Origin of the sequence: Stutzerimonas chloritidismutans (assembly GCF_020783375.1) — a bacterium.
GTDB lineage: Bacteria > Pseudomonadota > Gammaproteobacteria > Pseudomonadales > Pseudomonadaceae > Stutzerimonas > Stutzerimonas kunmingensis.
This window is the reverse complement of record NZ_CP086067.1, coordinates 1,938,141-1,960,215: the sequence shown is the minus strand read 5'-3', so window position 1 is coordinate 1,960,215 and position 22,075 is coordinate 1,938,141. Positions and strand designations below refer to the sequence as shown.

Sequence of the window (22,075 nt, the reverse complement as noted above, 5' to 3'; positions counted from 1 at the left end):
ATTGGAGGCGCCAATGGACAAGGATTTCGCCGAGCTTCAATGGTCTTCGCTGTGCAATAGATTGTGTGGTGAATGTAGCAGTGAAGACTTTTGGCGCCTCTATTCACCCAAGCCAATAGATCTGCCGAACCAAGGATGGAAACTGCATTTATCTGCTACGCCAAGAAATTCACTGCAGATGCTAAAGGCGGCGGTTAGTGCAGCCAATAAATATGGGGTGGCAGTGAAATTTCCTAGAAAAATAGTGGGCTTGGCGATACTTAATTCCGGAATTGGTTCAGCGCTCTCTCAGGCTGGGAAAATTTTTACATTCTACAGCGATAGTGAAACAAAACTTCTTAAAGCTGCTGAAGAGCTAGGGCGAAAAACAAATCGATTCCGCTGTCCTACGGTAACCTATGATGAGCCGGTAGTTTGGGGGCGGAATATTTTTTTTCGATACGGAGTTATAAGTGGCGATGCATTTACTAAGGTAATTGGGCCCAGCGGAGATGCTCTTCCGGATGAGAGAGGTAAAGGAAAGGCAATTCCAGCTTGGGCGAAAAATTCAAATTTCGTGCGTGCCATCCGAGGCAATAAACAAAGTCGCCATTCGGCCACTAGGCTATTGCCATGCGATCTTTTAGTTTTCGAAGCTATTTCTCAGCGAGCAAAAGGTGGCGTGTACAAAGCGTTAGATTTGTCGGTAATCCCTGGGAGAATAGTTACTCTTAAGGAGGGCAGGCTTGATGGAGAGTTAAATGTAGAGGGACTGGAGGGATACAAACTAGCTCGGAGGGAGGCCAGAAATCTGAGATCTTTGCATAAGCTTGGCTTTCATGTTCCCAAGGTATATAGAACTGTAGATGTAAGCACGCACTTCTATGTGGCAACCGAATACCTCGGCACCAACACCCTGGATAAATTCTATAATACAGAAACTGAGGAAAAGTTAAATATTTGTCGCAGCCTTATGCGTGAAATAGCCTCGCTTAACAATGCGGGCTGGATGTGGCGGGACTGCAAGCCGGCAAATATAATTATTAGTGAAGGAAGAATCTACTTAATAGACATGGAGGGCGCCTGCAAGGTCGAAAAATCTTACAATACAAAATGGGGAAGCCCAGGATACATTCCTGACTTCAGCGTTACGCCAAGGCGCCTGCAAGATATATATGCAGGACTTTTAAGTTGCGGGCAATTAATTGCATCTAACTTTAAAGAAATTGACAATATCACCATATCTGAAGGCATTAATAGCTCCGCAATCAGTGGCACCCTGAAGGAACTGTTCTATATTTTTCTAGAATCCCCGACAGGCGCTAACATAGAAAGACTGCTTCAGTGTTTGTGCGGTGATCGTAGGCTTGAGGTTTTGTCTCATATAGCTAAATCTTGAGTCTGGCTCATGTATATTGGGCGCTGTGATTGCTTACAGCCGCAAGAGACGCTGTCGTGGCGCTATGCTCGACCAAGAGCGAACAAGCCAGATGCTCCCCGCCACTAGCTGCATTCCTTCCTGCACCTTGGAAGCTAGGCCACTTTGAGTACCCACAAACAGAAGGAGCATCAAATGGCAGGCCATATCGACAGCGCAGATATCAACGCACTTCCTGTTCTCTCTTATGCAAATTTAAGAACGAAGCTGAAATCGGGAGATCTACTGTTTGCATCTGGGGACTATCTTGTTTCCAAAGCAATTCAAAAGGTCACTGGCAGCCCCTGGAGTCAGGTTGGCATCGCTTTCTGCCTTGATTCAATTAACCGCATCTTGCTCTTGGAAAGCGTTGAGGACATAGGCGCTCGCTTTGCCCCTCTATCAAAATACCTTAGAGATTATGAAAATGGAAAACCATACAAAGGACGTATCGTCCTCGCGCGCTGTAGCGATGTAGACGCAAGCACAGTCTCCAGCCTTTCTACATTCGGCATTGATGAGCTTACTCAGCCATATGATAGAGATGAAGTCGCAAAAATATTGGCACGAGTTGCGCTGGGTATCGGGAAGAAGGAAAGCGATCGCGAGTACATTTGTTCTGAGCTGGTCTACGAATGTTTTTCACATGCTGGAAAAGAGCTTGCATACAATTCTAAGGGATTCATTAGCCCAGAAGATGTTTGGCTAGATCAAAAGCTATCCCTCGTAGGACGAATTCTTTAGCATCATCTGATTTCAACATGCAGCTAAAGTACGGTTTCCGTCCTTCTCAGCCTACGGAACGGCCGGGGAAGCCTGCACTGAACTGCACCATCACGCCGTGTATGTTGCCCCCTATGCCAGAGAGCCACCGGACTGAACCCCAATGTCACTTGGCAAGCTGCAACTGAGTTGTACACCGACTGATCAAGCAGGGGCTATACAGCTTTAATTCCTGCCTAGGTCGACTCCAGTCGGTTGCGACAGGCAGCTTCTGGCCGGCAGCTGCCGGTCATGAAGGGCAGGAATCGGCCAAAAGCGGACTTTCAGAAGTCGTTTAACCGACCTCCATCGAAGGCTTGGAGGTGTCTACGAAACCAAGAGCGATTCACAGTAAGAAAGACGCCCAACCCTCCTTTCTCAAACTGTTGTTAACTAGCCAGCGAAGACATGCTTGATCAAAAAGGCCTCCAGCCCGTCTTCCACGGCACGCACAATGCCACCATTCGGTGTAGCCCAAACCAGAACTTTCCGTGCTTGGTTGTCGTATAGATAGAACTGCCCATCACCAATCTCCAGCAGTGGCACAGTATTTTTCGGGTAGTTCGGGTCGCGGCTCAGGTCCGAGAATGCGGCCAGGACATTCAGGTAATAGTCTTCAGGAACGCCGAGGCCGTATGTTTCGTATGCGTCGAAGACGATGACGCCAAAGGTGGACAGGTAGTCCTTGTATTCGTCGGACAGTGCAAATCCCAGTTTTTGCTCAAGACTCTGGATGCTGCCGGCATCTACAGGCCGGGTATTGGCCTGGTGGAGATCAACGAGTTGTTCAAGTTTCTTCATGAGTTTCGCCCTCAGCGCTGATTCTCGATCTGTTCGGCTCGCGCCTTCCAGTAATCTTTCCGCTCTTTATCGAAGTCTTCGCGATTGATTTCAGACTCCTTTTGTTTGTTGTGCAGTACGTTGTCGTTGCCATTGCCTCGGTGCTCAACGCTGGTCAACTCGGCCAATGGTGATTCCTGTTTCTGACCGATGTGATGCAATTCGATCGGCTTTCCATTGGCATCCAGAGGAGCCCTTCCCGACTTCATCCGGTCCAGGTTGGTGGTGCCCATGGCATCTTTTTGATCGTAGTCGATGTCGGTGCGAATCAGTGCATCCTTGCCGTTTACCTCAGCGGGCTCCAGGTTGGCATTTTCATAGATCTTCGCTTCGGCTTCGCTGCCAATCGCATCCAGCACCTCTTTCGGAACCCCCAGTCGTTCAAGACGCTCACGTGTCTCCGGCGACATCTCCGGTAGTTCCACGCGGGTTTCCTGGGTGAGCACGATAGGTCGATCAAGTTCGGCAACAATCAGGCAACGGTCTGGCATTTCTCGGGCCAGTAGCGCCAGGTTGGACGGAGCCTCGTTTGTTTCAGTAAAGAAGCTTTCAAAGTTCACAGGACACTTCCTGTTTCGAGGCGCGCACGCCATGCTGAATAAATATCGATATGGCTTTCATGCTGCAGGCTGTAGTCTTTCATCAGGCACTGCTGGGTAGCCAGGGCCAGCTCAGCGCTCAAACCTGTCGCTCGCTCGTGCAATAGCACGTCAAGCAGGTTGTTGAGATGGCTGTAGTCAGTCGCCGATTGAATGATCTGCTGAACCCGCTGCCGACAGCCGAGCACATCGACCACCAACTGGGCCGTGTGGGCGAATGCCTCAGGCATACACAACGCCGACGGCTGCTCTTTCTTGCAGGCGTTGAGCACTTCGAACAGCGCGATTTTGCTGCGTGCCAGCAACGGCAACTCACATAACCCGCTTTCCAGCAACGCTAGGTCTGTGGCGATCGGCGTGCGTACCCGGTTGCTCAGGAGCAGGCTGAGAACCTGCAGGTTGAAATCCTGGCTACGCACTGCGCGCGCGCCGCCGGCCGTGTAGATATACGGCGTCTCAGGATCTGCGAACTTCTTCACCTGACATAGCACCGGCTCCAACCAGTCGTTTTGATAAACGATGGCAACGCCTTTGGGTAATTTGGCGATTTCCTCGAGCTGGTCGTCACGCAACGCCACCGATTTGCCGATTAAACGACGGTCCATTTCATCCGGCAGACGCATGATGATCTTGGTGTTGGTGTTACGGATCGCGGCGATATCCACCGCATGAGGCGACTGATCAGCAATGATGAAACCTTCGCCATAGGTCCGCATTTCTGCGATGGCGTTGGTCAGCATCTCCACAGACTTGCCAATCAAACTCGAACCTTCGGCGCCGCCTTCGGACGGGCTGCGCTTGAGGATGTTATGGGCTTCCTCAAGCACCGTGACATGACGCAGCGGCTGATTCATTCCACCACCAGCCATGCGGTGCTCACTCAGGCGCATCACAAGGATCCCCATTATCAGGGCCTTGGTTTCGGATGAACCGATGCGGCTGAGGTCAACGACTGCACTCTGATCGAACAGCTCTGCGCTCTCGATTTCGTCGGCGGTGAAAATCCGCCCATTCAAACCATTGGTCAGGGATTTGATCCGTGTGGACAGCGACCCTATGTAGTTACCCTTGAGTTCCTGAGAGTATGCTGACGCCTCGATTACGCTTTGCAAGGTACTGAGCAGATCACTGAACGTGGGAAACAGCGCATCGCTGTAGCGGTTGGTCGACAGGTCCAAATCCCAACCACACTGCTGATACGCCTGCAGAATCGCCTCCTTGAGTACGGCGGGCATGGCGGCATACATCGGCCAGCAGACGTTGAAGATTTCCACAAGCCGATCAACGTGCTCCAGCACATGAATGGCCAGCGGGAAGCGGAACGGGTTGATGCGCAACAACTCACTATGGGCCGGATGCGTACCAAATACATTCACATCATTGCGATGACCGAAGACATGCTTGTACTCGCCCTTGGCCGGCTCGATGACCAGAAATGGCACGCCGGCGGCGCTGATCTGACTGAGCATTTCATACAGCGTGTTGCTTTTACCGGCGCCGGTCGAACCACTGACAAATACATGGCTGGCCAACTGATCGAGGCTCAATTCGATTTTTTGTGGCAAGTTTTCCCACAAGTGGCGGATATTGCCCAAAGTCAGGGTCTTGCCCTTTCCCAGCTCACTGCTGTGACCATCCAAGCGTTGCACTTTGCGGCCAAAAGCCTGGGTTTCCAGCACGGCCACCGTAGAGGTGGAGCGACGGGGCAGACTCAGTTGGATCGCCATCTCCTTGCCAGACACCAGCGTGGCAGGCGTGAGGTAGCTGATCGGGATCTTCTTCGAGAACCCCGTTTTCAATTGCGGATGGCAGAAGGCGCTGAGCCAGTCCAGCACGGCAGACTTGTTGGCGGATTTCCAAGTGGTCAGGGCGAAGTCTTCATGGCTGGACTTACTGCCGCGCACTAGTCCGAGAAAGATGCTCGCCAACGATTCGGACGAAGCGGTGCTATCACCGATGAAGTACGCCGCCGAGTTCCAGCCGCCGTACGTCTTGGCCTCGTCAATCCGCTCGAGGTGGTGATCGATTTTGCTCAGCAATTGTTCGATGCTCTTGTCCACGGTCTCAATCGAGATCTGTCGATTAGAGCCCGTAGTTTTGTTCAACGACTGGGTGTCAGTGCTGCTGGTGGTGTGTGTGGTTGATGTGGTCTTCGATGCCGCCTCACTGTAGGAGGTACCGTGGCTTTCGTTGCGACCGGTGGAGGTCGAATGGCTGGTGCCTGTGGTGCGTTGTTCGTTGAACAATGCAGCGGCGGCCGAGCCAATCTGGCTGCCGAGCATCGCACCGATCGGCCCAAGTGCCGCGCCGCCCGCCATACCCAACAGGGTGCCACCGAGGGCAACCGTTTTCGAGGTCCCGGTCTGCGCGCTGAACGATTCGCTGGTGCCTAAGGTTTCAGTGGTCGAGGTGCCCAGGGTGCTCGAGGTACCCTTGGTTTCTGTCAAACCAAGACTATGACCGAGGGAGTCACTCAACCCCTGGCTGATGCTCAGCCCGACCGAATCGCTGTCCTGCTCACCAAAAGACAACTGTTGCTTGAGCAATGGCGACAGTTGAGTCGCGACCTGTTCGTATCCCGCGCGTATCAGGTCGAGGTTCTGCGATGAAACCGGCTCGGCGAGGATGATCGCGTGATACACCCGACGCTCCGCAGCGTCGATAAAACGCTCGAGCCCTTGCATGAAGTGCTCGCGGTTCTCCGTCGACAGAGCAGGCACCCCCGTCACCGCGGTAATGCTCGCCGACGGGTTGGCCTTTTCGGCCTGGACCGCCCCCAGCAAGGTATCGGCATCCTGTTGTTGCAGCGGTATCAGTGAACTGCCCGAAAAGTGCCCCTTGAAGGTTTCCTGCATCAACACCCCGGAGCTGTGCCCGAGGGTTTTGCCAGGCTCGCCGCGAGTACCGATGTACAGGTCAGTTTCGATGCCGTTGGAGCGCAATATCAAAAACACCGAGTAGCCTGCAGCACCCAGTGCAGTGTACGCGGCCGTAGTGCTTTCCAGGACCGATTGCTTATTGTCCTGGACGATACGCTCCACGCGAAAAATCCGCACGTCACTGGCAGCATTGAACCGCAGCCCTTGTTCGGCAAACGGGTGGACCGGATATTGATCCAGTTCCGACAAATAGCTGCGGTTGATCAGGGCACGCCCGGCCTCCAGGGTCAGGGCGGCGTTCTCACGAATATCCTGAACAGCGGTGCGAGTCAGAATGGTAGTTGTCATGCGCTCACCGAACCAATGCCACGAGGAACACCACCACAGCGGCAATCGCGCCACCGATCAAGAGTGCAGCCATGAAGGCAGGGTTGCGCTCTGATGTGTTGCCGGGAATTGGCTGACGAGAGTTGGTACCTGGCGCCTGTGCTGCGAGGGAAGCGGAATGTGGGGTGAAGGCTTTCGTCTTGGTCGAAGTGAAACCCTCAACTGCGCTGGTGCGCAACAACTCGCGCACCTCGATCAGGTGTAAAAAGCGTTTTTCCGAGAAGTTGGTTTTTAAGTAAGTGACCTGCAGATCGTAATAGTCCTCAGTCCACTTGTTCTGATCTGATGCAAGTTCGCGTGCGAATGCTCCTTCTGAATAGGCCTCGAAGATATCGGGAACGCTACCCTTGATCCAGGCAAGTGCTGCGTGCAATTCGATGCCATCCAGACGACGATCATTCAGTTCCAGGCGCAGTGCGGTTCGCGTCGTCAACAAGTCGCCTTCATCGACGAACCTCTTGAGGTTGATGGAAGGATGGTAGTCGACAGATGTCGTGTTCATCTGAACCTTTCTCGTCGTTGAGGCAGTGGTGGGCGTAAAGCCCTTTTCATTTCGTTGACGAAACACGTCACGAACGCTGATCAGGTGTTCCAACCTTTCCTTGGAAAAGTTGCGGGATGCTAAAAAACTTTGCCGACTGAAATAGTCCGGATGCCAACTCACTGGATCTGCATCGATGGCGTTATAGCCGATATACACCTCATGAGCGTCCATCACTCCCGGAGTTTTCTCAGCAACTTGTATCATTTGCTTCAATAACTCGGTGTTGACCTGTGTGTCATTAAGCGCTGCTAAAAACTGCTCGCGGGCTTTTGTAATCATCGAGGCGTTATTCGTCATAAAAGCTCCGAAGTCAAACGGCGAGGGTTTCGTCGAGTTTTGCTTTGAATTGATTGATCCACGTTTGTAGCTCACGGGACTCTTCAAGGGCGCGTTGACGCACGTCGCGGTCCGTCATTTTTTCTTTAAGCGAATCAATCAACTCATTGAACTTGGTGTCGAACTCACGCCCCATGAACGCCATGAACTGATCAATCAGAACGGTCTTGCCATTGTCGATTTCAGTACGGGCGGCTACGACTAATCGAGCGAACTCGTCCTCGATACGGGTGTGACGGTCCTTCCAGAGCTCCTGAAGGTCGACTGATTTCTCTTCACCATATTTATAAACCGTACGCGTAGACCCCCATGAGAAGGGGTTGTACCACCTACTGTCACTGACTTCGTAGCTATCCACCACCACTTCTGTAGTCTTGACTTCATGACTCTTGATGGTGAGATTGAAGGAAATATCGCCCGTCGCTTTCTGAAGACTGTCCAGAATGGGCAGCTTCAAATGTTGGCAGTCCTTAAACAAATCAACAATGTAGCTCTGGTACTCCAACTCCAGATCGTCACGAATGACTTGCTGGCTAGTGATGAATACGGCCTCATACGCGTTGATGAGCTTTCGGTACTCGAACTGGAGTTCCGCTTCAACTTCCTTGACTAGAAGTTCAGCAATGCGCGGGTCAGCCGTCCCAGTGAAACGCTCACTGACCTTTCTGATATTTTTGCTCGAAGATTTTTCCAGGACCGAGAGCTCATCTTCAGTGGCCCGTGGCAACGCCTTACCTTCACGCGCAATCCTGTCCTTATACGCCTGTGTATCGAAGCCCTTCTCCTGCCGATACTCCAGCGCCTGGATCTCTTCATTAATATGGGCCAGCGTCTTCTCATCCTGATCCAGCTGCTCAATCAGTTGTGTTTCGTTAAGTCCGACCGCAATGGCCTTGGTCATCGCGTCGTAGGCGCGTTTGACCCGATGCGGGAAGTTGTACTTGTCGATGTACTCGTCAATCATCGCCTCGACCGCCGGCAAGCCGCTGCTCAGGACGATTTCGGGAAGACGCTTGTCTTGCAGGTTACGTTTTACCCGCTCGGTAATCGGCATGTATTGCAGCAAGTTCATGCTTGGCTCTTCGCCGAACATGTCCATCATAGAGTTCAACTCGCCGCGCTCCTTGCGTGAATGCAAGTGCTGGGGTTTGCGCAACAGCCGCGTCAAGTTGGCCGACACCGGATAGATCAGCGGATTGAAGATTCCGTTTTCGACCAGGTAGTTTTTGACGCGGGCCAGCACCGACGGCAGGTCCTCGCCTTTCTCTGGGTCAAACACATCCATTTTGTTGATGACGAAAATGAACCGATCCTTGCTCTGCTTGCCGCCCTTACGCATGGTTTCGGCGACCAGCCTCAATAGATTTTTGTCGTCGTTGGTACCCAACTGGCTAGCATTCAGTACATACAGAATCAGCGGATTGCGCTGCGAGTCTTGAATGAAGCTCATGGTCTTGAGCTGGTGCTTTTCATCCTGGCTGTTGTTTGGACCTGGAGTGTCGGTCAATACCAGGCGAACGCTGTCACGGTCTTGAATTGCACGAATCTTGCCCTCGATATCGATGCGCATCGTATCGGGCAGGCTGTTCCAGGCCTGCAGCACTTCTAGGCTCACGTCATCGCTGTTTTCCGCAATACGGTGATCATTGGTCACCCGTTGTGCGGCGAAGCGTTGGCCCATTGATGCGTTGTCGGTGATCCGCGCAATGGTCGCGGTCGTGGCTTCGTTAGCCGCGGGCAGCAGGTCCTGGCCAAGCATGGCGTTGATCAGCGTAGACTTGCCCGACGACATGGTCGCCACCACGTACACGTCGAAATCCTTGTTGAACGCTTCTTCAAAGGACTGGCTGACGTCGGCATTGTCACGGATGAAATGCTCAAAGTCAGGATGAAGCTTGGCTTCTTCCATCAACTCACGAATGCGGGTCAGGCGCTCTTCCGTCGGATCCGCTTCAATAAAGTTCAGAGTGACCTGCATGCCTTTACCAATCGCGACCTTCGCGGCGTCGACCACGTCCAGGTAATCCGATTCAACCCCCCTGAAAGTGACATCAAAGTTATTGTCGCCGTTGAACAACTGACTCAATTCATCAAACAGCTTCTCGACCCACACTTGCAGCCGCGACTCCTTGTAGCTCGACAGCTTGCAACCTTCAGCTGGAGGCTGGCCTCTGATCAGGAACTGGGTCTCGACGATGAATGGGTTGTGGATGATTTCAATAGTATTCATGGTTGTTCATCTAAGCGGCGTTGATGATTGATGAGGACTTCAATGGTTTTAAGCCCGCTGATGGTGACTAGTTGGCGCAATTTGTTTTTGTCGCTGGCCCGGGTATCTGATTGATTGGCCTGCTGTTTACGCTCAAGGCTGTCGAGCGCCTTGCCGACGCGGCGTTTGATCAGGTCGGGCGCGACAGTGGCATTGAGCAAGGCACGCTTGTTGGAGTCCAAGACATCGAGAGCCTGGCGCAACTGGGACCGCTGGGCCCGTGTCAGTGTGTCGGCACTCAGGGCCTTGCGCGCGTACAACGCTGCACTGGCCATTGTCGGAATGATGATTGGCTGCTCAAAACCGATGTCACGTAAATAGCGCTGGGCCATGTGCACATAGCCTTCAACGCTTTCGCCCTTTTCCGGATCGAGCAAATCCACTTTGTTGAGGATGAAATAAATGGGCTGGGCAGGCTTGGTGACCAGCTCTTCGCGCAACTGCTCGAGCAGCAACCGGTCGTCACGGGTCCCCAGCTGGCTGGCGTTGAGCACATAGCAAAGCGCCTTGAACGACACATTGCGGATAGCCTCCAGCGTCAGCCTGGCGTGACTTTCATCCTGACTGTTGTTCGGCCCTGGCGTGTCGTGGAGCACCAGGCCGGGCGCCGGGCGCGGCAAGACTTTGAAAGTTCCAGCAAGGCTGATGCGCTTGACCTCGGCATCGGCGTTCCAGTCCCGCAGCAACGCTACTGACGGTGAACGCTCGTAGGCCAATTCAGTATCGTTATAGCAATAGCACGCACCGCTGAATCGCCTGGTCCCTTGGCGATGCTCGACACGGGTCACGCAGGCAGTGGTGGCCTCATTGGCGGTATGCAGCAGTTCCTGGCCAATCAGTGCGTTGATGAACGACGTCTTGCCTGCACTCATTGTGGCCAACACCAAGACATCGAACGTGGCGTTGGCAGCGGGCGCTGAGCGCGCGGATTTTCGGGTTTTTGCAGACGTAACGGTGGAGCGCGTCATCAGCTTCTGTCCATATTGCTCGGCGCCCAGGTCACCCAACAAAGTGTTTATCCATTGGTGGTTAATTTCCCGTAGTTTTCCACGGCAATGCGACAGCTCATGTCGCGTGGTCGGTTGAGGTGTAGAGGTTTTACATACCGTTCAACCTGTCATTTATTTCATCGACCGCAAACCTGCGGTCCGTGAACTCGGGTGTTGTCGTTCAGGCCAAAGATCACCACAGCGTTTCACGATAAAGCGGAAATTGAGCGCGCGGGCGCTTCCAGGTATGTGAGGGGATATCGCTCAAGGTTTGCTCATGGCTCAGCGGGGTCTCGATTGTCAAAAGCAAGTTCATGGCTAAAGCTGACATCGGAGCTCTTTGACCGATTGGCCTGATGCTAGCAAGAGGAACGAAGCGAAGGCGTCCTTGCTTCATGAATCCGAGCACGGGATTCACGATTCTCAGTAGGCCTAGCACCGCATATGTCCGACATACAAATTGATCTGTCCGAGGTCGATCTTGACCGAGTCAAACGCTAGGGCAAACGCGCTGTCAAACATAGCGATCAGGGTTAATGCGCAGAATTGAATGAGCAAGCACGTAAGCACGGCATACCTTCGCTAGCCTGTAATCCAACGTAAAAGCAGCGCATCTAGCAAACCTAAACTTCGATTAGAGTGCTTACATGATTCCATTTGGATTGAAAACGGCAATGCATCCATTGCTTACTGGAGCTAGCTGCATATTTATACCACCTGCGTTTTTAAACCATAGATAATCGGCCGCCTCCGCCACATAAGAAAATGCGGGATTGTCTTGCGCATATGCAAAACAGGTCTTTGGCGAGGTAATGATAACTATCGAATCGTACACGCATTTTTTCCCCACCTTAGTAAAGACCGTCTTTCCATATAAGGAATCCCCTTTGGTACCCCAAGTGCTTGTCATTGTGAGTGAGTTCGGAGTCTCATCAAAAGACATCACATTAACTCGAATATCTCCGCCGGTAGCAAATTCGTGAGTTTTTTTAATTGCCGCATCGCACCCGGTAAAGCTCTTGGCATGAGCTTGTTTAACTGCGAAATCTGCAAGCTCCCCTGCCGAAGTGTATAAGCTGGCTCCCATTAGAGTGATTGCAATAAAGGCTCTACGCATCTTCCTGTACCTATTAGTCATCGAACTGTGGCGCCACTTAACGAGCACTAATGCTGCAATATCATTGTGCCATCTGTCTAGCGACTGACGCCATTGAATTGACAAGCACTTTGGTGACGCGACCAGCGGCCTTGGTTGCCGGCATTGTCAGCCCCGGCTTTGTTCGTGCCTCCAAGCCGCAAAACAGAGCCTTGTAAGCGCCCACTTTCGGGCGAAAGCGGCCTCCCCCCGTCGCGTAAGTCCGCCGCTTGAGCCAAGTCAATCATCCATGCGAGCAGTAGCCTAACGCCATCACGGCCGGTGTACCATTGCCCTCAATCAAGGGAAAGGACGCCGAGATGGAACTCTTGCTGGTCATTGCCGTAGTCGCGGCATTCGTACTGCTGGTCAAGCACACCAAGGCCAAGGGCCGCATTTCCGAGCTGACGCTCAACCTCAAGGCACGCCAGAACGAGATCGAGGATCTTGAGCGTGAGGTGGTGCGCGTGCGCGGCGATCTGCAGGTGCAGCTTCAGGAGCTGCAGCGCTTCAAGCCCATTCAGGACGTCGAAGCGGAAGCCAAGCACCTTCGAATCGAAGCCGAGGCGCAACGGGACGATCTGGTGCAAGGTGCCCGCAATCGCCTCGAAAAGGCAGAGGAAAAACTCCAGTCCGCGGTGGCGGAAGCCGACCGGATCGTGGCCATGGCCAACGAACGGGCGCAGGAGGTCGCCGGCGATGCCTTCGCCGCGATGGGCAAGGCCAAGGAGCTGACCGAAGCCGCTCAGGCGATGAAGAACATCATCGAGGGGTACGGCGACGCCTATATCGTGCCGACGTACAACCTGCTCGATGACCTCGCCGAGGAATTCGGTTTCACCGAGGCCGGGAAGGAGCTGAAGCAGGCGAGGGAATCCTCCCGCCTGATGGTCAAGCTCGGCCGTTCGGCCACTTGCGACTACGTCGAGGCCAACCGCCGTGAGATCGCCATTCGCTTCGTCACCGATGCCTTCAACGGCAAGGTCGATTCGATCCTCTCGCGAACCAAGACGGACAACCACGGCAAGCTGGAGCAGGAGATCCGTGATGCCTTTGCCCTGGTGAACCTCAACGGCTCCCCGTTCCGTAATGCCCGTATTACCGAGGAATACCTCAAGGCCCGGCTGGAGGAGCTGAAGTGGGCGGTGACTGCACGTGCGCTGAAGGAACGCGAGCGCGAGGAGCAACGCCAACTGCGCGAGCAGATGCGCGAGGAAGAGAAGGCCCGGCGCGAGTACGAGCGTGCGATTAAGGAAGCGGCCAAGGAAGAGAGCACCTTGCGCAAGGCCATGGAGAAGGCTCAGCAGCAGGTTGCCGCGGCCAACGAAGCGCAGCGAGCGGAATTTGAAGCGCGCCTGGCGGCGCTACAGGAGCAGCTCAAGGCGGCCGAGGAAAAGAACCAGCGCGCCCTCTCCATGGCGCAGCAGACGCGGGCTGGGCACGTCTACGTCATTTCCAACATCGGCTCCTTCGGCGAAGAGGTGTTCAAGATCGGCATGACGCGCCGGCTCGAACCGCTCGATCGTATCCGCGAGCTGGGGGATGCGAGCGTGCCGTTCGAGTTCGATGTGCACGCCATGATCTTCAGCGACGATGCTCCGGGACTGGAGAAGCAGCTGCACCGGCATTTCCTGCGTCAGCAGATCAACAAGGTCAACCCGCGCAAGGAGTTCTTCCGATTGGAGCTGGCAGAGATACGCCAGGAACTCGAAACGCTCGGCGTCGAGACCCACTGGACCATTAGCTCCCTCGCCCACGAGTTCCGCGAAACGCTACGTATCGAGCAGCAGATCCGGGACAACCCGGCAATCGCCGCGGAATGGACGCGTCACCAGATTGAGGTGGAGGAAGCGCTGGATGTGATGGAGGAAGAGGAAGTGGTGAGTTAGGAGTGGCAGATGAACAACAGCGGTGACTGCCCTTCCCTCACCCGATCAACATATTCACGAACCGAGCCCCACAAAAGCAGCCCCACCGACCATGAAGATGCGGTCGGGTTGGTCGGCTTTGCCGGGGGCGACTTCAAGATCGAAGATCAGGCTTTTGGGTTGAGACGGTGAAGCCATCCGGACGGCGATCCTTGCAACAGACTACGGGGCTGCCTGCACTGTAGCGGCAAATGTCCGGTGTAGGTAGGTGCGTGAGGTCGTGGTGGGGTGTGGTTGCGGGGGTTTCCGACGGGTGTCGATAACCCCCAAGACTGGACAGACAACGGAAGATAAAGCGGAAAAGAGCAAAAGAGCAAAAGAGCAAGGATAAGGCGTCAACCGGCTGGGACGGATCGCGCTGGCGTGCTCCGCATCGAGCCGGTCAGGACCGTCTCGCCCGTGAGGGGCGCTCATCGCTGACGCGGGGCGGTGGGGATGTCTGGTTTCGGGTGCCGCCGCTGCGTCGACCGCAGCAGTGAAGCGATCTATTTTCGAAACACTGCGAGGGTCGGTCCTTCTTTGGCAGCATCCATATACCGACCGTGGTACGGCTCAGATGCGGTGCTGCTGCATTTCATCAAATAAAGCTGTGCTATATCGCTGATCGCGGGTATTTCGATCGTCCAAGGCGACATATTGATGATTTCGAGGGTTATGTACCCGTCGAAACCCGGCTCTACCTGACCGTCATTACAAGTTACCTGCACGAACAACCGCGCAAGGGTTCCTTTGGTTTGCACCAAACCAAAATAATCCAACGGTATTTTATATCGATGTTTACTGCAGGTAATAACTTGCTCACCAGGTTTCAGTACCAAGTTTTGCTGAATTTCTTTTCGTTCCGAAAAAACTGTCGACGGAGCTGGATGTGCCCCATACACAATGCTTTCAGAGGCGGGCAAAGGTTTTGGCTCGTAATACGTATGCCCCAATTGAATTTTGAGAGAGAACTCATCAAACAAGGTTTTTTCGCATACAGAATATTGTGCAATAAGGTGTTCTAGGTTTTTATCAATGACAATCATTTTGGCTTAACTTCATTCGGCGACGGCTGGGCGCTTTGTTGTGCATGAGGATACTGCGATTGGTGCTCCAGTATCGTCTTGTAATAAACGGCGTACAGTATAAGAGAAGACACCAACGAGCTTGTGATGAGGTTCAGCGTCCACCCGATCCATATGGTGGGATTGAGCGAAAACCACTTCTTCAGTCGCGCCCACCGCGTGATGGGAAGCGTCGATATTTCACTGCCACGCTTAATTGGGGTCTGGGTGTATGTCGATTCTGTGGAGAAAAAAATCACAGAGCCCAGCTTTTCGCCTCTATTCAGGTAGACATTCTTGTTGGTGGTGTTGAATATCCTGAGCTTGAGCTTGCCATCAAATGCAGGTTCGACCTTTGCCGAAGCAACCAGCACCCCGCGTGAAAGAAAAAGACTACCCGTCGGCAGGACGATCCCGTATCGATTGTGCGGCACCTTGATTTCTTCAGCGGCCTCCACCACCACAGAGTCGTGACCCTTGATCGTCATGCCATCGTCAATGCGCCACAGGCTTCTGTCGTTGCCCGAATAGTTATCACTCCATCCTTCACCCACAGACAGTTCGAGGGAAAACTCTTCGATTCTCTCTTCCCGCGCATTAGTGAGGATAAGGCTGTTGCTGGAGTACGATGCCGCGTCAAAATCCTTGTGGGATTCCGTTGTACGCCCTTTGATCTGTAACACACTCATCAAATTTGTCCTTCGTCCTTGGGCTGAGAGACGCGGCCGCCCTGCCACTGTCCTTTGTACCGGCCAATATTCCCGGATACCGCCTGAAAGATGACGTGCGCAAAGCGTGCACCAATCTGAATTTCGAACGCCTCGCTGTGATGGTTGGTGAGCGCGAACGTCATCGGACCTACATAACCTGGGGGCAGCACACTGGAATTGAACGTTATCCCGCTTCTGAACAGCGTGCTTCTCGGAAAAAAAAGCGCAGCCAAATCTTCCGGAAGATCGAATTCTTCCATGGTGCTCGCCAGATAAGTTTTGCCCGGTTCCATGACTAAGCAGTCCTCTGGGTCTGCGAGCATGACCTCGCTGGCAGGGGTGCGTCGCGTAGATTCTCGCAAGCTTCCACCCCCGACGGTCAGGCGAGAGAGACCTGCGAGTCTGAGGTCAAATCCAACGCCTTCCGGGGTTGTCAATTCACGGTGGGCAAGATGCTTGATTAGTTTTCCCTCCCGGACCAGTTTCAGGAGCGAGTGCGGTGAGTAAATCATCTGTTTTGCCTCGGTAAGGGCTCAGCTTCTAGTACTGAGAATCGCCTACGTTTGCAGGCAAAAGGTCGGATGCAGTCGTTGAGGCCGCATTTTGCGTGTCCTAAAGGCGCAGTAGCAAGACCAAAGCCGCTCGACATGCTCAGCGTAGAAAACTTGAACTTGACCGACGGATCCATCGGCGTAGCAAGCCTTCACCGCCACTCTGATCTGCCCCGCGTCCGGCAAGAGTCGATCACCTAAATATAGCCCACGCCTGTAGCAAAATTATTCAACACGGCTCGCCGTCAGGGTGAAATCCTAGGAACTCAATCCTGGTGGCTGCATACCTGGGTTGGCATATCCTCAGTCACGTGCAGCTCATGCCTGCTGAAACTTGCTGCCCGAGCACACAGCGTTGTTCAGTCGCCACTCAATTACGTACGTGGTAAGAATAATCGACTCGGCTTTGAGGTTTTCCTGTATCACCAAGAGCTAAAGAGTCTTGCCAACGACAGCTAATGGCTGCCTTCAGCCTATCGCGACAGGCAACTCCTGGCCAAAAGCAGACCATGGTCATGCTGTGGCCTCGTCAGTAATGTGCATACTTCGCCTCATGTCGCGTTCTTGGCGCGGCACTCAAGCATATAAATCGTTATGCATGAACAAGGAACGTTATCAGACATAAACGGCGAAAACCATTACGATACATATATCGGTTAATTATAGTTAGGCAGATTAAGGAATGTACGTAGAATTCGACTTGCCAGAAATCCACAGATAACCCTCGGGCGTGCCGCAATACCGGCTAAAAAGCCCCTTTGGTCGTTCCCTGTACAGCAGCACCAATATTTTGATAAGGAAAGAAGGCAATGGCATCTGAGAAGAAGGGCTATGCAAAGCCGCCAGTCAACCCGCACAACGAACCATTTGTGGATGAGCTCAACAGCATGCTTGAGTCGTTGCATGAGCATGACGACAGAAGCATGGTCCTAACCATCGCTGCTTTCGCCGAGGATACACTTGGGTTGCTTTTACTCGCCTACTTGCGTGAAGCGCGGCAAGCGAAAGACCTGGTGAATGGCTTCAACGCTCCGCTGGGTACCTTCTCCGCGAGGATCAAGGCAGCATTCGTTCTAGGTTTGATACACAAAGACGGATATCAGACGCTTGAAATATTGAGGAAAATTCGTAATGAATTCGCCCATAACTGGGCCGGCGTCTCTCTCGACCGAGAGGACATCAAGAGCCTGGTGGCTCAGCTGACACGCTCCCGCATCGAAGAAGTTGTCATCGATCAGTCCGGGACAGTCCGATCTTCTGGTCGCGAAAGATTGCGTCTAAAGATCACAGATATTCTGATAGATATCCGAATGCTAGCCAAATCCTTACACAAGGATGGAATAAAGGCCCCGATTATCATGGGGGACACCAAACCGGTGCGTGTTCAGTTTATAGAAGTTGAGGGGTGAATCGCCCCAGCTTTTGTAGAAACTCTATGACTGCTTTTGGCCGGCAGCTGCCTGTCACGAGCGTCGGCAACCGGTCAGAAACCGTCACTACATCAGCACGGCAATAGGTTGGGAGTACCCAGCGGAGTCGTAGGCTATTCATTCCAAGTTAGTGTTCGCTCAGCCCGGATTGCCTACCTAATGATTTCCTTCATTCGACTCGTATGCCCGTGGTCCAGCCACCTAATTGAGAAGACACTCTAGGGTTATGAGCCACAAGAGTAATCACAGTAAAGACGCTCATGCGCTCCAATGGTAAGAGACTTACCCTACAGGTAGGAATATGTGCATTGAACACAAGCTCTGTTTCCCTAATCCGCCGAGTACTGGGTGTTCCATTTTGCATCGGATAGGTAGCATTAAAATTCGGTTTTGGTAACGATTGCAAAGAAAGGGCGATGGAACGCCAACGTAGCATCAACAATAAAAACGACATGGCTGTAGTGAAAAATTTTTGCACAAAGACAACACACCTGAGAAGCCAAAATATATTTAAAGTCCTTTTAGGGTTTTCATTTGGCCATCTTCTTGCGCTCTTGTGTCTAGTTATCGCGCACTTCATCAGTCGTGATAGATGCCTTGATTTCAAAGAAGGACTGAATTTTTTGAGTTTGTGCAATTTTATGATTTTTTGAAATCTTCTTAGCTCTGAATTTCCTCTGGGTAGCGGCGGCGCAAATAGCCAACTATCGAGTCTTACCGGATTGCCGATGTTGCAGGCACGGAGGTCCAGCAAGTGAGTGGCGGCAGCCATGGCTAGAGAATTCGTAAAAGCCGGCGATAGGGAATGTATCTTTCGTTGCCGTATATGAAACGCCAAGCTGTCGTCTCGATCCCAACTCAGTGAGAGGCGTTTATCGAGCGCTGCGGTTAAACCTTGCCCTTTTATTGGTAGAAACAAAACAGCGCAGCCAATGTAAAGCCCCGGCAGGAAGTACCAGGGATAGCTCAAAGTAATATCAAATTTTACTTCGCATAAGCGGAGCATCAACTGCGAAAAAAAATATATGACAAGCGACAGAGTCAGTGCCTTTATAAGGTTGAAGCGATGCAGTCGAAAAAGATATAGGCGAGTCTTGCTCATTATAGTGGTATCTTTCAAAAAACTGGCTGTGCCTTTCTGGTTTCGCATTATCAGCTTTTCGAAAAGTAAAAATAATAAGATGCACCCTCCAAGGAGCGTTGGTAGTTCGTATAATGCCATTATAATGCTACTCATAGAGGGTGCTCGTTCAATATTTTGGCGCCGGAATTAATCGTAAACTTTCCGATTAAGAGCCTTTATGGATTCATACATGTTCTCATCTCGGGCAGAAGTTATAACTTGCGCCCAATTCACCGTGTCAGTTTCAAACTCTTGGAGTCTGATGAATTTGTCACGGGCCCTCGCGCACAGACGGCGAGAACATGCCTCAGGAGGCATTATGCCATCATGACTGATTGGAATGAGGATATAGCCCTTCAATCGGCTTGAGAGCCTGATGTCGTCACGATGCGATGGATCAGCCCTGCGAAATGATGAGCTCTCAAATGTCAGCTTTTGGCCGGTTGCAGCTCTTCGCATCCATCATGTCAGGCACGTTTAACTACGCCCCAGCTGGTTTGCCTCTCCCCAATGCCCCGCGCTAGACTGCGCCCGTCGCGGTAAATCCCGCGACCGGGCGTGAGAACCCGGCGTGTATGTCCAAGGCGCGGTTGCGCCGTAGCGCACAGCCAGTGTTAGCACTGTGCTGCAGCAACGCTATGGCGGGCCGTGTGAGGCGGGCTTCGGCCCGGCCGGTTCCCTTGGACGCCGGTTCTCACCCTTGCACGGTCCGCCACCCACGCTCGTGAGAAGGCTGGTTGGCGGCTCCTTAACTGTCCAAGGAGCACCAGCGTTATGCACTACCACCTTTTTACGCCCGCGCCCCACCCTGTCGTTTCGTCTGTGTTTGGCGACTTTGCCACTTCGCGCTGCGAGGTGGGCAATGACTGAACATCCTTCCAATCTCCTGGCCTTTCCTTCCACTGCCCCTTTGCATTGTTCGTCTGCCGTTTCGTCTTCCGGTCCCTTGGCCGAGGCGGAGTTGCGGGTCGAAATGATCCGGGGGCTTTTGCTTCAGCTGACCGAGGACGAGGGCGTGCAGACCCTTGACCTGCGTGCGCGCCTGCTGGGCTATGCGGCCCAGGAACTGCTCGACGAGATGGTCGTGCTGTACCGACGGGCATTCGGGGCGGAATCGGCGCAAGCCTGAGCCGGTGGGCCGTCCGCCTCTGGGCGGCCCGCTCTGATCTTCTGGCGCTCGGTGTTGGCTCGTCTCGCTGTTTGCGTTGTGGCGCTGTTACGCCTGGGTGCCTTTTGGATTCCTGTCGTTTTGGCGAGGCTGATTGTTTTCGTCTTGACGTTTGCCTTGGGTGATTGCCATCGGAGACGTTCGGTGGAACTGGAGCTGATCCGTCCTGCGCTGCATGATCTGAGCGAAGCGGATTCGCTGGATGATCTGCGGGTTGTGTTGGACAGGCTCTTTTCGGGGCTGGGCATCGGGCAGTACGCGTTCATTCAGGTGGGCAGCGCCGTGCTGGGTGCATCTCCGCTGCTCGTTTCGAACCATCACGCCTGCTGGCAGCAGCTGTATCGCTCGCATGGCTATCAGTGCGTCGACCCGTTTGTGCGTCATGCGCGGAGTTGTGCCCTGCCCTTTCTTTGGCGGGACGTGGGTGTGCGGGTATCGTGCTGTGCCGCAGATGCGGCGTTTCTGGCCTGCGCCAGGCGGCATGGCATCGACGTGTGTCGGGGCGCCTCGATCCCCGTTCATGTGCGCGGCGAGCAGCTCGCGTTGCTCAGCATTAGCCAGGCGGTGGACGGTGGTCACGGACGGGACATCTGTATTCGCGATGCGTTGTTGCTATCTGGCGTTGCTACGACGCTGCACCTGCGGGTCGGGCAGTTGATGGCGGGCTGTCGACCTCGATCGCTGACACGGCGTGAGCGCGAGTGCCTGCTCTGGGCGTCGCGCGGCAAGGGGCAGGAGGAGATTGCCTTGATACTGGGCCTGCGGCCGCGCACCGTTCGTTTTCACCAGGAGAACGCCATGGGCAAGCTCGGTGCTCGCAACATTGCGGCGGCCGTGGCGATGGCGACTGCCCTTGGGTTGTTTTAACTGCGCTTGGGTCGGTGTAGAGGGCTTCACCGGTATGGACGTGGTGTCCGTTTGAATTGCCTTCTACAGTGATGATTCGTCCCTGTTCAGAAGCCTGTCCGATGCTCACCGATGCCCTCGCCCGCTTCCCGCGCCTTGAATTGATTACCACCCCTACGCCCCTGGAACACCTGCCGCGTTTGTCACGTCACCTGGGTCGGGATATCTGGATCAAGCGCGACGACCTCACCCCGCTGGCCCTCGGTGGCAACAAGGCACGCAAGCTCGAATACCTCGGCGCCGAGGCCCTGGCTCTTGGCGCGGATGTGTTGGTAACCGCCGGTGCGATTCAGTCGAACCACGTGCGTCAGACCGCGGCCCTGGCGGCCAGGCTCGGTCTTGGCTGCCTGGCGCTGCTGGAGAATCCGCTGGGTACCGACGAGGGCAATTACCTGGGCAATGGCAATCGCCTGCTGCTTGACCTGTTTGGCTGCCAGACTGAATTGGTCGCCAACCTGGACAGTGCCGACGAGTTGCTACAGGCCGCCGCCGAGCGCCTGCGCAGCGCTGGGCGCAAACCCTACGTGGTGCCCATCGGTGGCTCCAATGCGCTTGGTGCGTTGGGCTATGTACGCGCCGGCCTGGAGCTGGCCGAGCAGATGCACGGCATCGGCGAGGATTTTGCTGCCGTGGTCCTCGCCTCCGGCAGCGCCGGAACGCAGAGTGGCCTGGCCCTGGCGCTGGAACATGCCCGGCCGGGCAGCCGGGTAGTCGGGGTCACCGTGTCGCGGCCAGAGGCGGCACAGCGGCCCAAGGTCGAGGGGCTGCTGCAGCGCACCGCCGACCTGCTTGGCGTCGAGGTGCCGGCGGGGCTGCAGGTTGAGCTGTGGGACCGGTATTTCGCTCCGCGCTATGGTGAACCGAATGCCGGCACCCTGGCTGCGATCCGCCTGCTGGCCGAACAGGAAGGCGTGCTGCTCGATCCGGTGTACACCGGCAAGGCCTTTGCCGGCCTGCTCGACGGCATTGCTCGGGGTGCCTTCCCCGGCACGGGCCCGCTGCTGTTCCTGCACACCGGTGGTGCCCCGGCATTGTTCGCCTACTATCAATGGGCACTGGGTGCATAACGCCATATTCCTT

General features: G+C 54.1%; 19 protein-coding genes. 7 read left to right on the top strand and 12 right to left on the bottom strand.

Annotated features, from left to right (window positions below; translation table 11 throughout):
• The first annotated feature begins 13 nt into the window (after positions 1-13).
• Together LLJ08_RS09240 and LLJ08_RS09235 are read left to right on the top strand one after the other, a co-directional pair.
• Complete coding sequence (locus LLJ08_RS09240) at positions 14-1,378, top strand: class III lanthionine synthetase LanKC N-terminal domain-containing protein (protein ID WP_228208769.1); 1,365 nt, start codon at positions 14-16, stop codon at positions 1,376-1,378.
• 174 nt (positions 1,379-1,552) lie between these two features.
• Entirely contained in the window at positions 1,553-2,140 is a 588-nt protein-coding gene (locus LLJ08_RS09235) for a YiiX/YebB-like N1pC/P60 family cysteine hydrolase (protein ID WP_228208768.1), read from the top strand.
• A gap of 411 nt (positions 2,141-2,551) precedes the next feature.
• Here the strand turns inward: LLJ08_RS09235 and LLJ08_RS09230 are convergent, their stop codons facing one another.
• The 7 genes from LLJ08_RS09230 to LLJ08_RS09200 form a co-directional block, all read right to left on the bottom strand.
• Entirely contained in the window at positions 2,552-2,959 is a 408-nt protein-coding gene (locus tag LLJ08_RS09230) for an SMI1/KNR4 family protein (protein ID WP_077683147.1), read from the bottom strand.
• Between the two features lie 11 nt (positions 2,960-2,970).
• On the bottom strand, positions 2,971-3,558 hold the full coding sequence (locus LLJ08_RS09225) for an HNH/ENDO VII family nuclease (protein WP_228208767.1): 588 nt from the start codon (positions 3,556-3,558) through the stop codon (positions 2,971-2,973).
• On the bottom strand, positions 3,555-6,824 hold the full coding sequence (locus LLJ08_RS09220; RefSeq protein WP_228208766.1) for an ATP-binding protein: 3,270 nt from the start codon (positions 6,822-6,824) through the stop codon (positions 3,555-3,557). The genes LLJ08_RS09225 and LLJ08_RS09220 overlap by 4 nt, the downstream gene beginning before the upstream one ends.
• Before the next feature lie 4 nt (positions 6,825-6,828).
• Positions 6,829-7,704 (bottom strand): hypothetical protein, encoded by an 876-nt coding sequence (locus tag LLJ08_RS09215; protein WP_228208765.1) that lies wholly within the window; start codon positions 7,702-7,704, stop codon positions 6,829-6,831.
• A gap of 13 nt (positions 7,705-7,717) precedes the next feature.
• On the bottom strand, positions 7,718-9,973 hold the full coding sequence (locus tag LLJ08_RS09210; protein ID WP_228208764.1) for a dynamin family protein: 2,256 nt from the start codon (positions 9,971-9,973) through the stop codon (positions 7,718-7,720).
• Positions 9,970-11,019, bottom strand: coding sequence for a dynamin family protein (locus tag LLJ08_RS09205; protein WP_228208763.1), 1,050 nt, complete (start codon positions 11,017-11,019; stop codon positions 9,970-9,972). Before LLJ08_RS09205 ends, LLJ08_RS09210 begins: the two co-directional genes overlap by 4 nt.
• A gap of 625 nt (positions 11,020-11,644) precedes the next feature.
• Entirely contained in the window at positions 11,645-12,118 is a 474-nt protein-coding gene (locus tag LLJ08_RS09200; protein ID WP_228208762.1) for a hypothetical protein, read from the bottom strand.
• Between the two features lie 338 nt (positions 12,119-12,456).
• Here LLJ08_RS09200 and LLJ08_RS09195 point away from each other — a divergent pair, with 338 nt between their 5' ends.
• Positions 12,457-14,025, top strand: a complete 1,569-nt coding sequence (locus LLJ08_RS09195; RefSeq protein WP_228208761.1) for an SNIPE associated domain-containing protein — start codon at positions 12,457-12,459, stop codon at positions 14,023-14,025.
• A 54-nt stretch (positions 14,026-14,079) separates the two neighbouring features.
• On the opposite strand, the gene LLJ08_RS20970 is transcribed toward LLJ08_RS09195, so the two are convergent.
• The 4 genes from LLJ08_RS20970 to LLJ08_RS21095 form a co-directional block, all read right to left on the bottom strand.
• A complete protein-coding gene (locus LLJ08_RS20970) occupies positions 14,080-14,202 on the bottom strand; it encodes a hypothetical protein (RefSeq protein WP_256445920.1) in 123 nt (40 codons plus the stop codon).
• Between the two features lie 347 nt (positions 14,203-14,549).
• Positions 14,550-15,089, bottom strand: coding sequence for a dCTP deaminase (locus LLJ08_RS09190; RefSeq protein WP_026012562.1), 540 nt, complete (start codon positions 15,087-15,089; stop codon positions 14,550-14,552).
• On the bottom strand, positions 15,086-15,796 hold the full coding sequence (locus tag LLJ08_RS09185) for a dCTP deaminase domain-containing protein (RefSeq protein ID WP_228208760.1): 711 nt from the start codon (positions 15,794-15,796) through the stop codon (positions 15,086-15,088). Before LLJ08_RS09185 ends, LLJ08_RS09190 begins: the two co-directional genes overlap by 4 nt.
• A complete protein-coding gene (locus LLJ08_RS21095) occupies positions 15,796-16,329 on the bottom strand; it encodes a dCTP deaminase (protein WP_473774569.1) in 534 nt (177 codons plus the stop codon). The genes LLJ08_RS09185 and LLJ08_RS21095 overlap by 1 nt, the downstream gene beginning before the upstream one ends.
• Positions 16,330-17,177: 848 nt before the next feature.
• Here LLJ08_RS21095 and LLJ08_RS09175 point away from each other — a divergent pair.
• Positions 17,178-17,777 carry a hypothetical protein gene (locus tag LLJ08_RS09175; protein ID WP_019406949.1) on the top strand — a complete coding sequence of 200 codons (600 nt, stop codon included), beginning with the start codon at positions 17,178-17,180 and terminating at the stop codon, positions 17,775-17,777.
• Positions 17,778-17,967: 190 nt separating this feature from the next.
• Here the strand turns inward: LLJ08_RS09175 and LLJ08_RS09170 are convergent, their stop codons facing one another.
• The gene (locus tag LLJ08_RS09170) at positions 17,968-18,900 is read right to left on the bottom strand and encodes a hypothetical protein (protein ID WP_228208758.1); all 933 of its coding nucleotides are present in this window, start codon (positions 18,898-18,900) and stop codon (positions 17,968-17,970) included.
• A 994-nt stretch (positions 18,901-19,894) separates the two neighbouring features.
• Between LLJ08_RS09170 and LLJ08_RS09165 the strand changes: the two genes are divergently transcribed.
• The 3 genes from LLJ08_RS09165 to LLJ08_RS09155 all read left to right on the top strand — a co-directional run bounded on the left by LLJ08_RS09165 (position 19,895) and on the right by LLJ08_RS09155 (position 22,062).
• A complete protein-coding gene (locus LLJ08_RS09165; RefSeq protein WP_228208757.1) occupies positions 19,895-20,050 on the top strand; it encodes a hypothetical protein in 156 nt (51 codons plus the stop codon).
• Between the two features lie 183 nt (positions 20,051-20,233).
• Positions 20,234-20,956: a LuxR family transcriptional regulator gene (locus LLJ08_RS09160; protein ID WP_228208756.1), complete on the top strand. Its 723-nt coding sequence runs from the start codon at positions 20,234-20,236 to the stop codon at positions 20,954-20,956.
• 101 nt (positions 20,957-21,057) lie between these two features.
• Positions 21,058-22,062 (top strand): D-cysteine desulfhydrase, encoded by a 1,005-nt coding sequence (locus LLJ08_RS09155; protein WP_228208755.1) that lies wholly within the window; start codon positions 21,058-21,060, stop codon positions 22,060-22,062.
• The last annotated feature ends 13 nt before the right edge of the window (positions 22,063-22,075 follow it).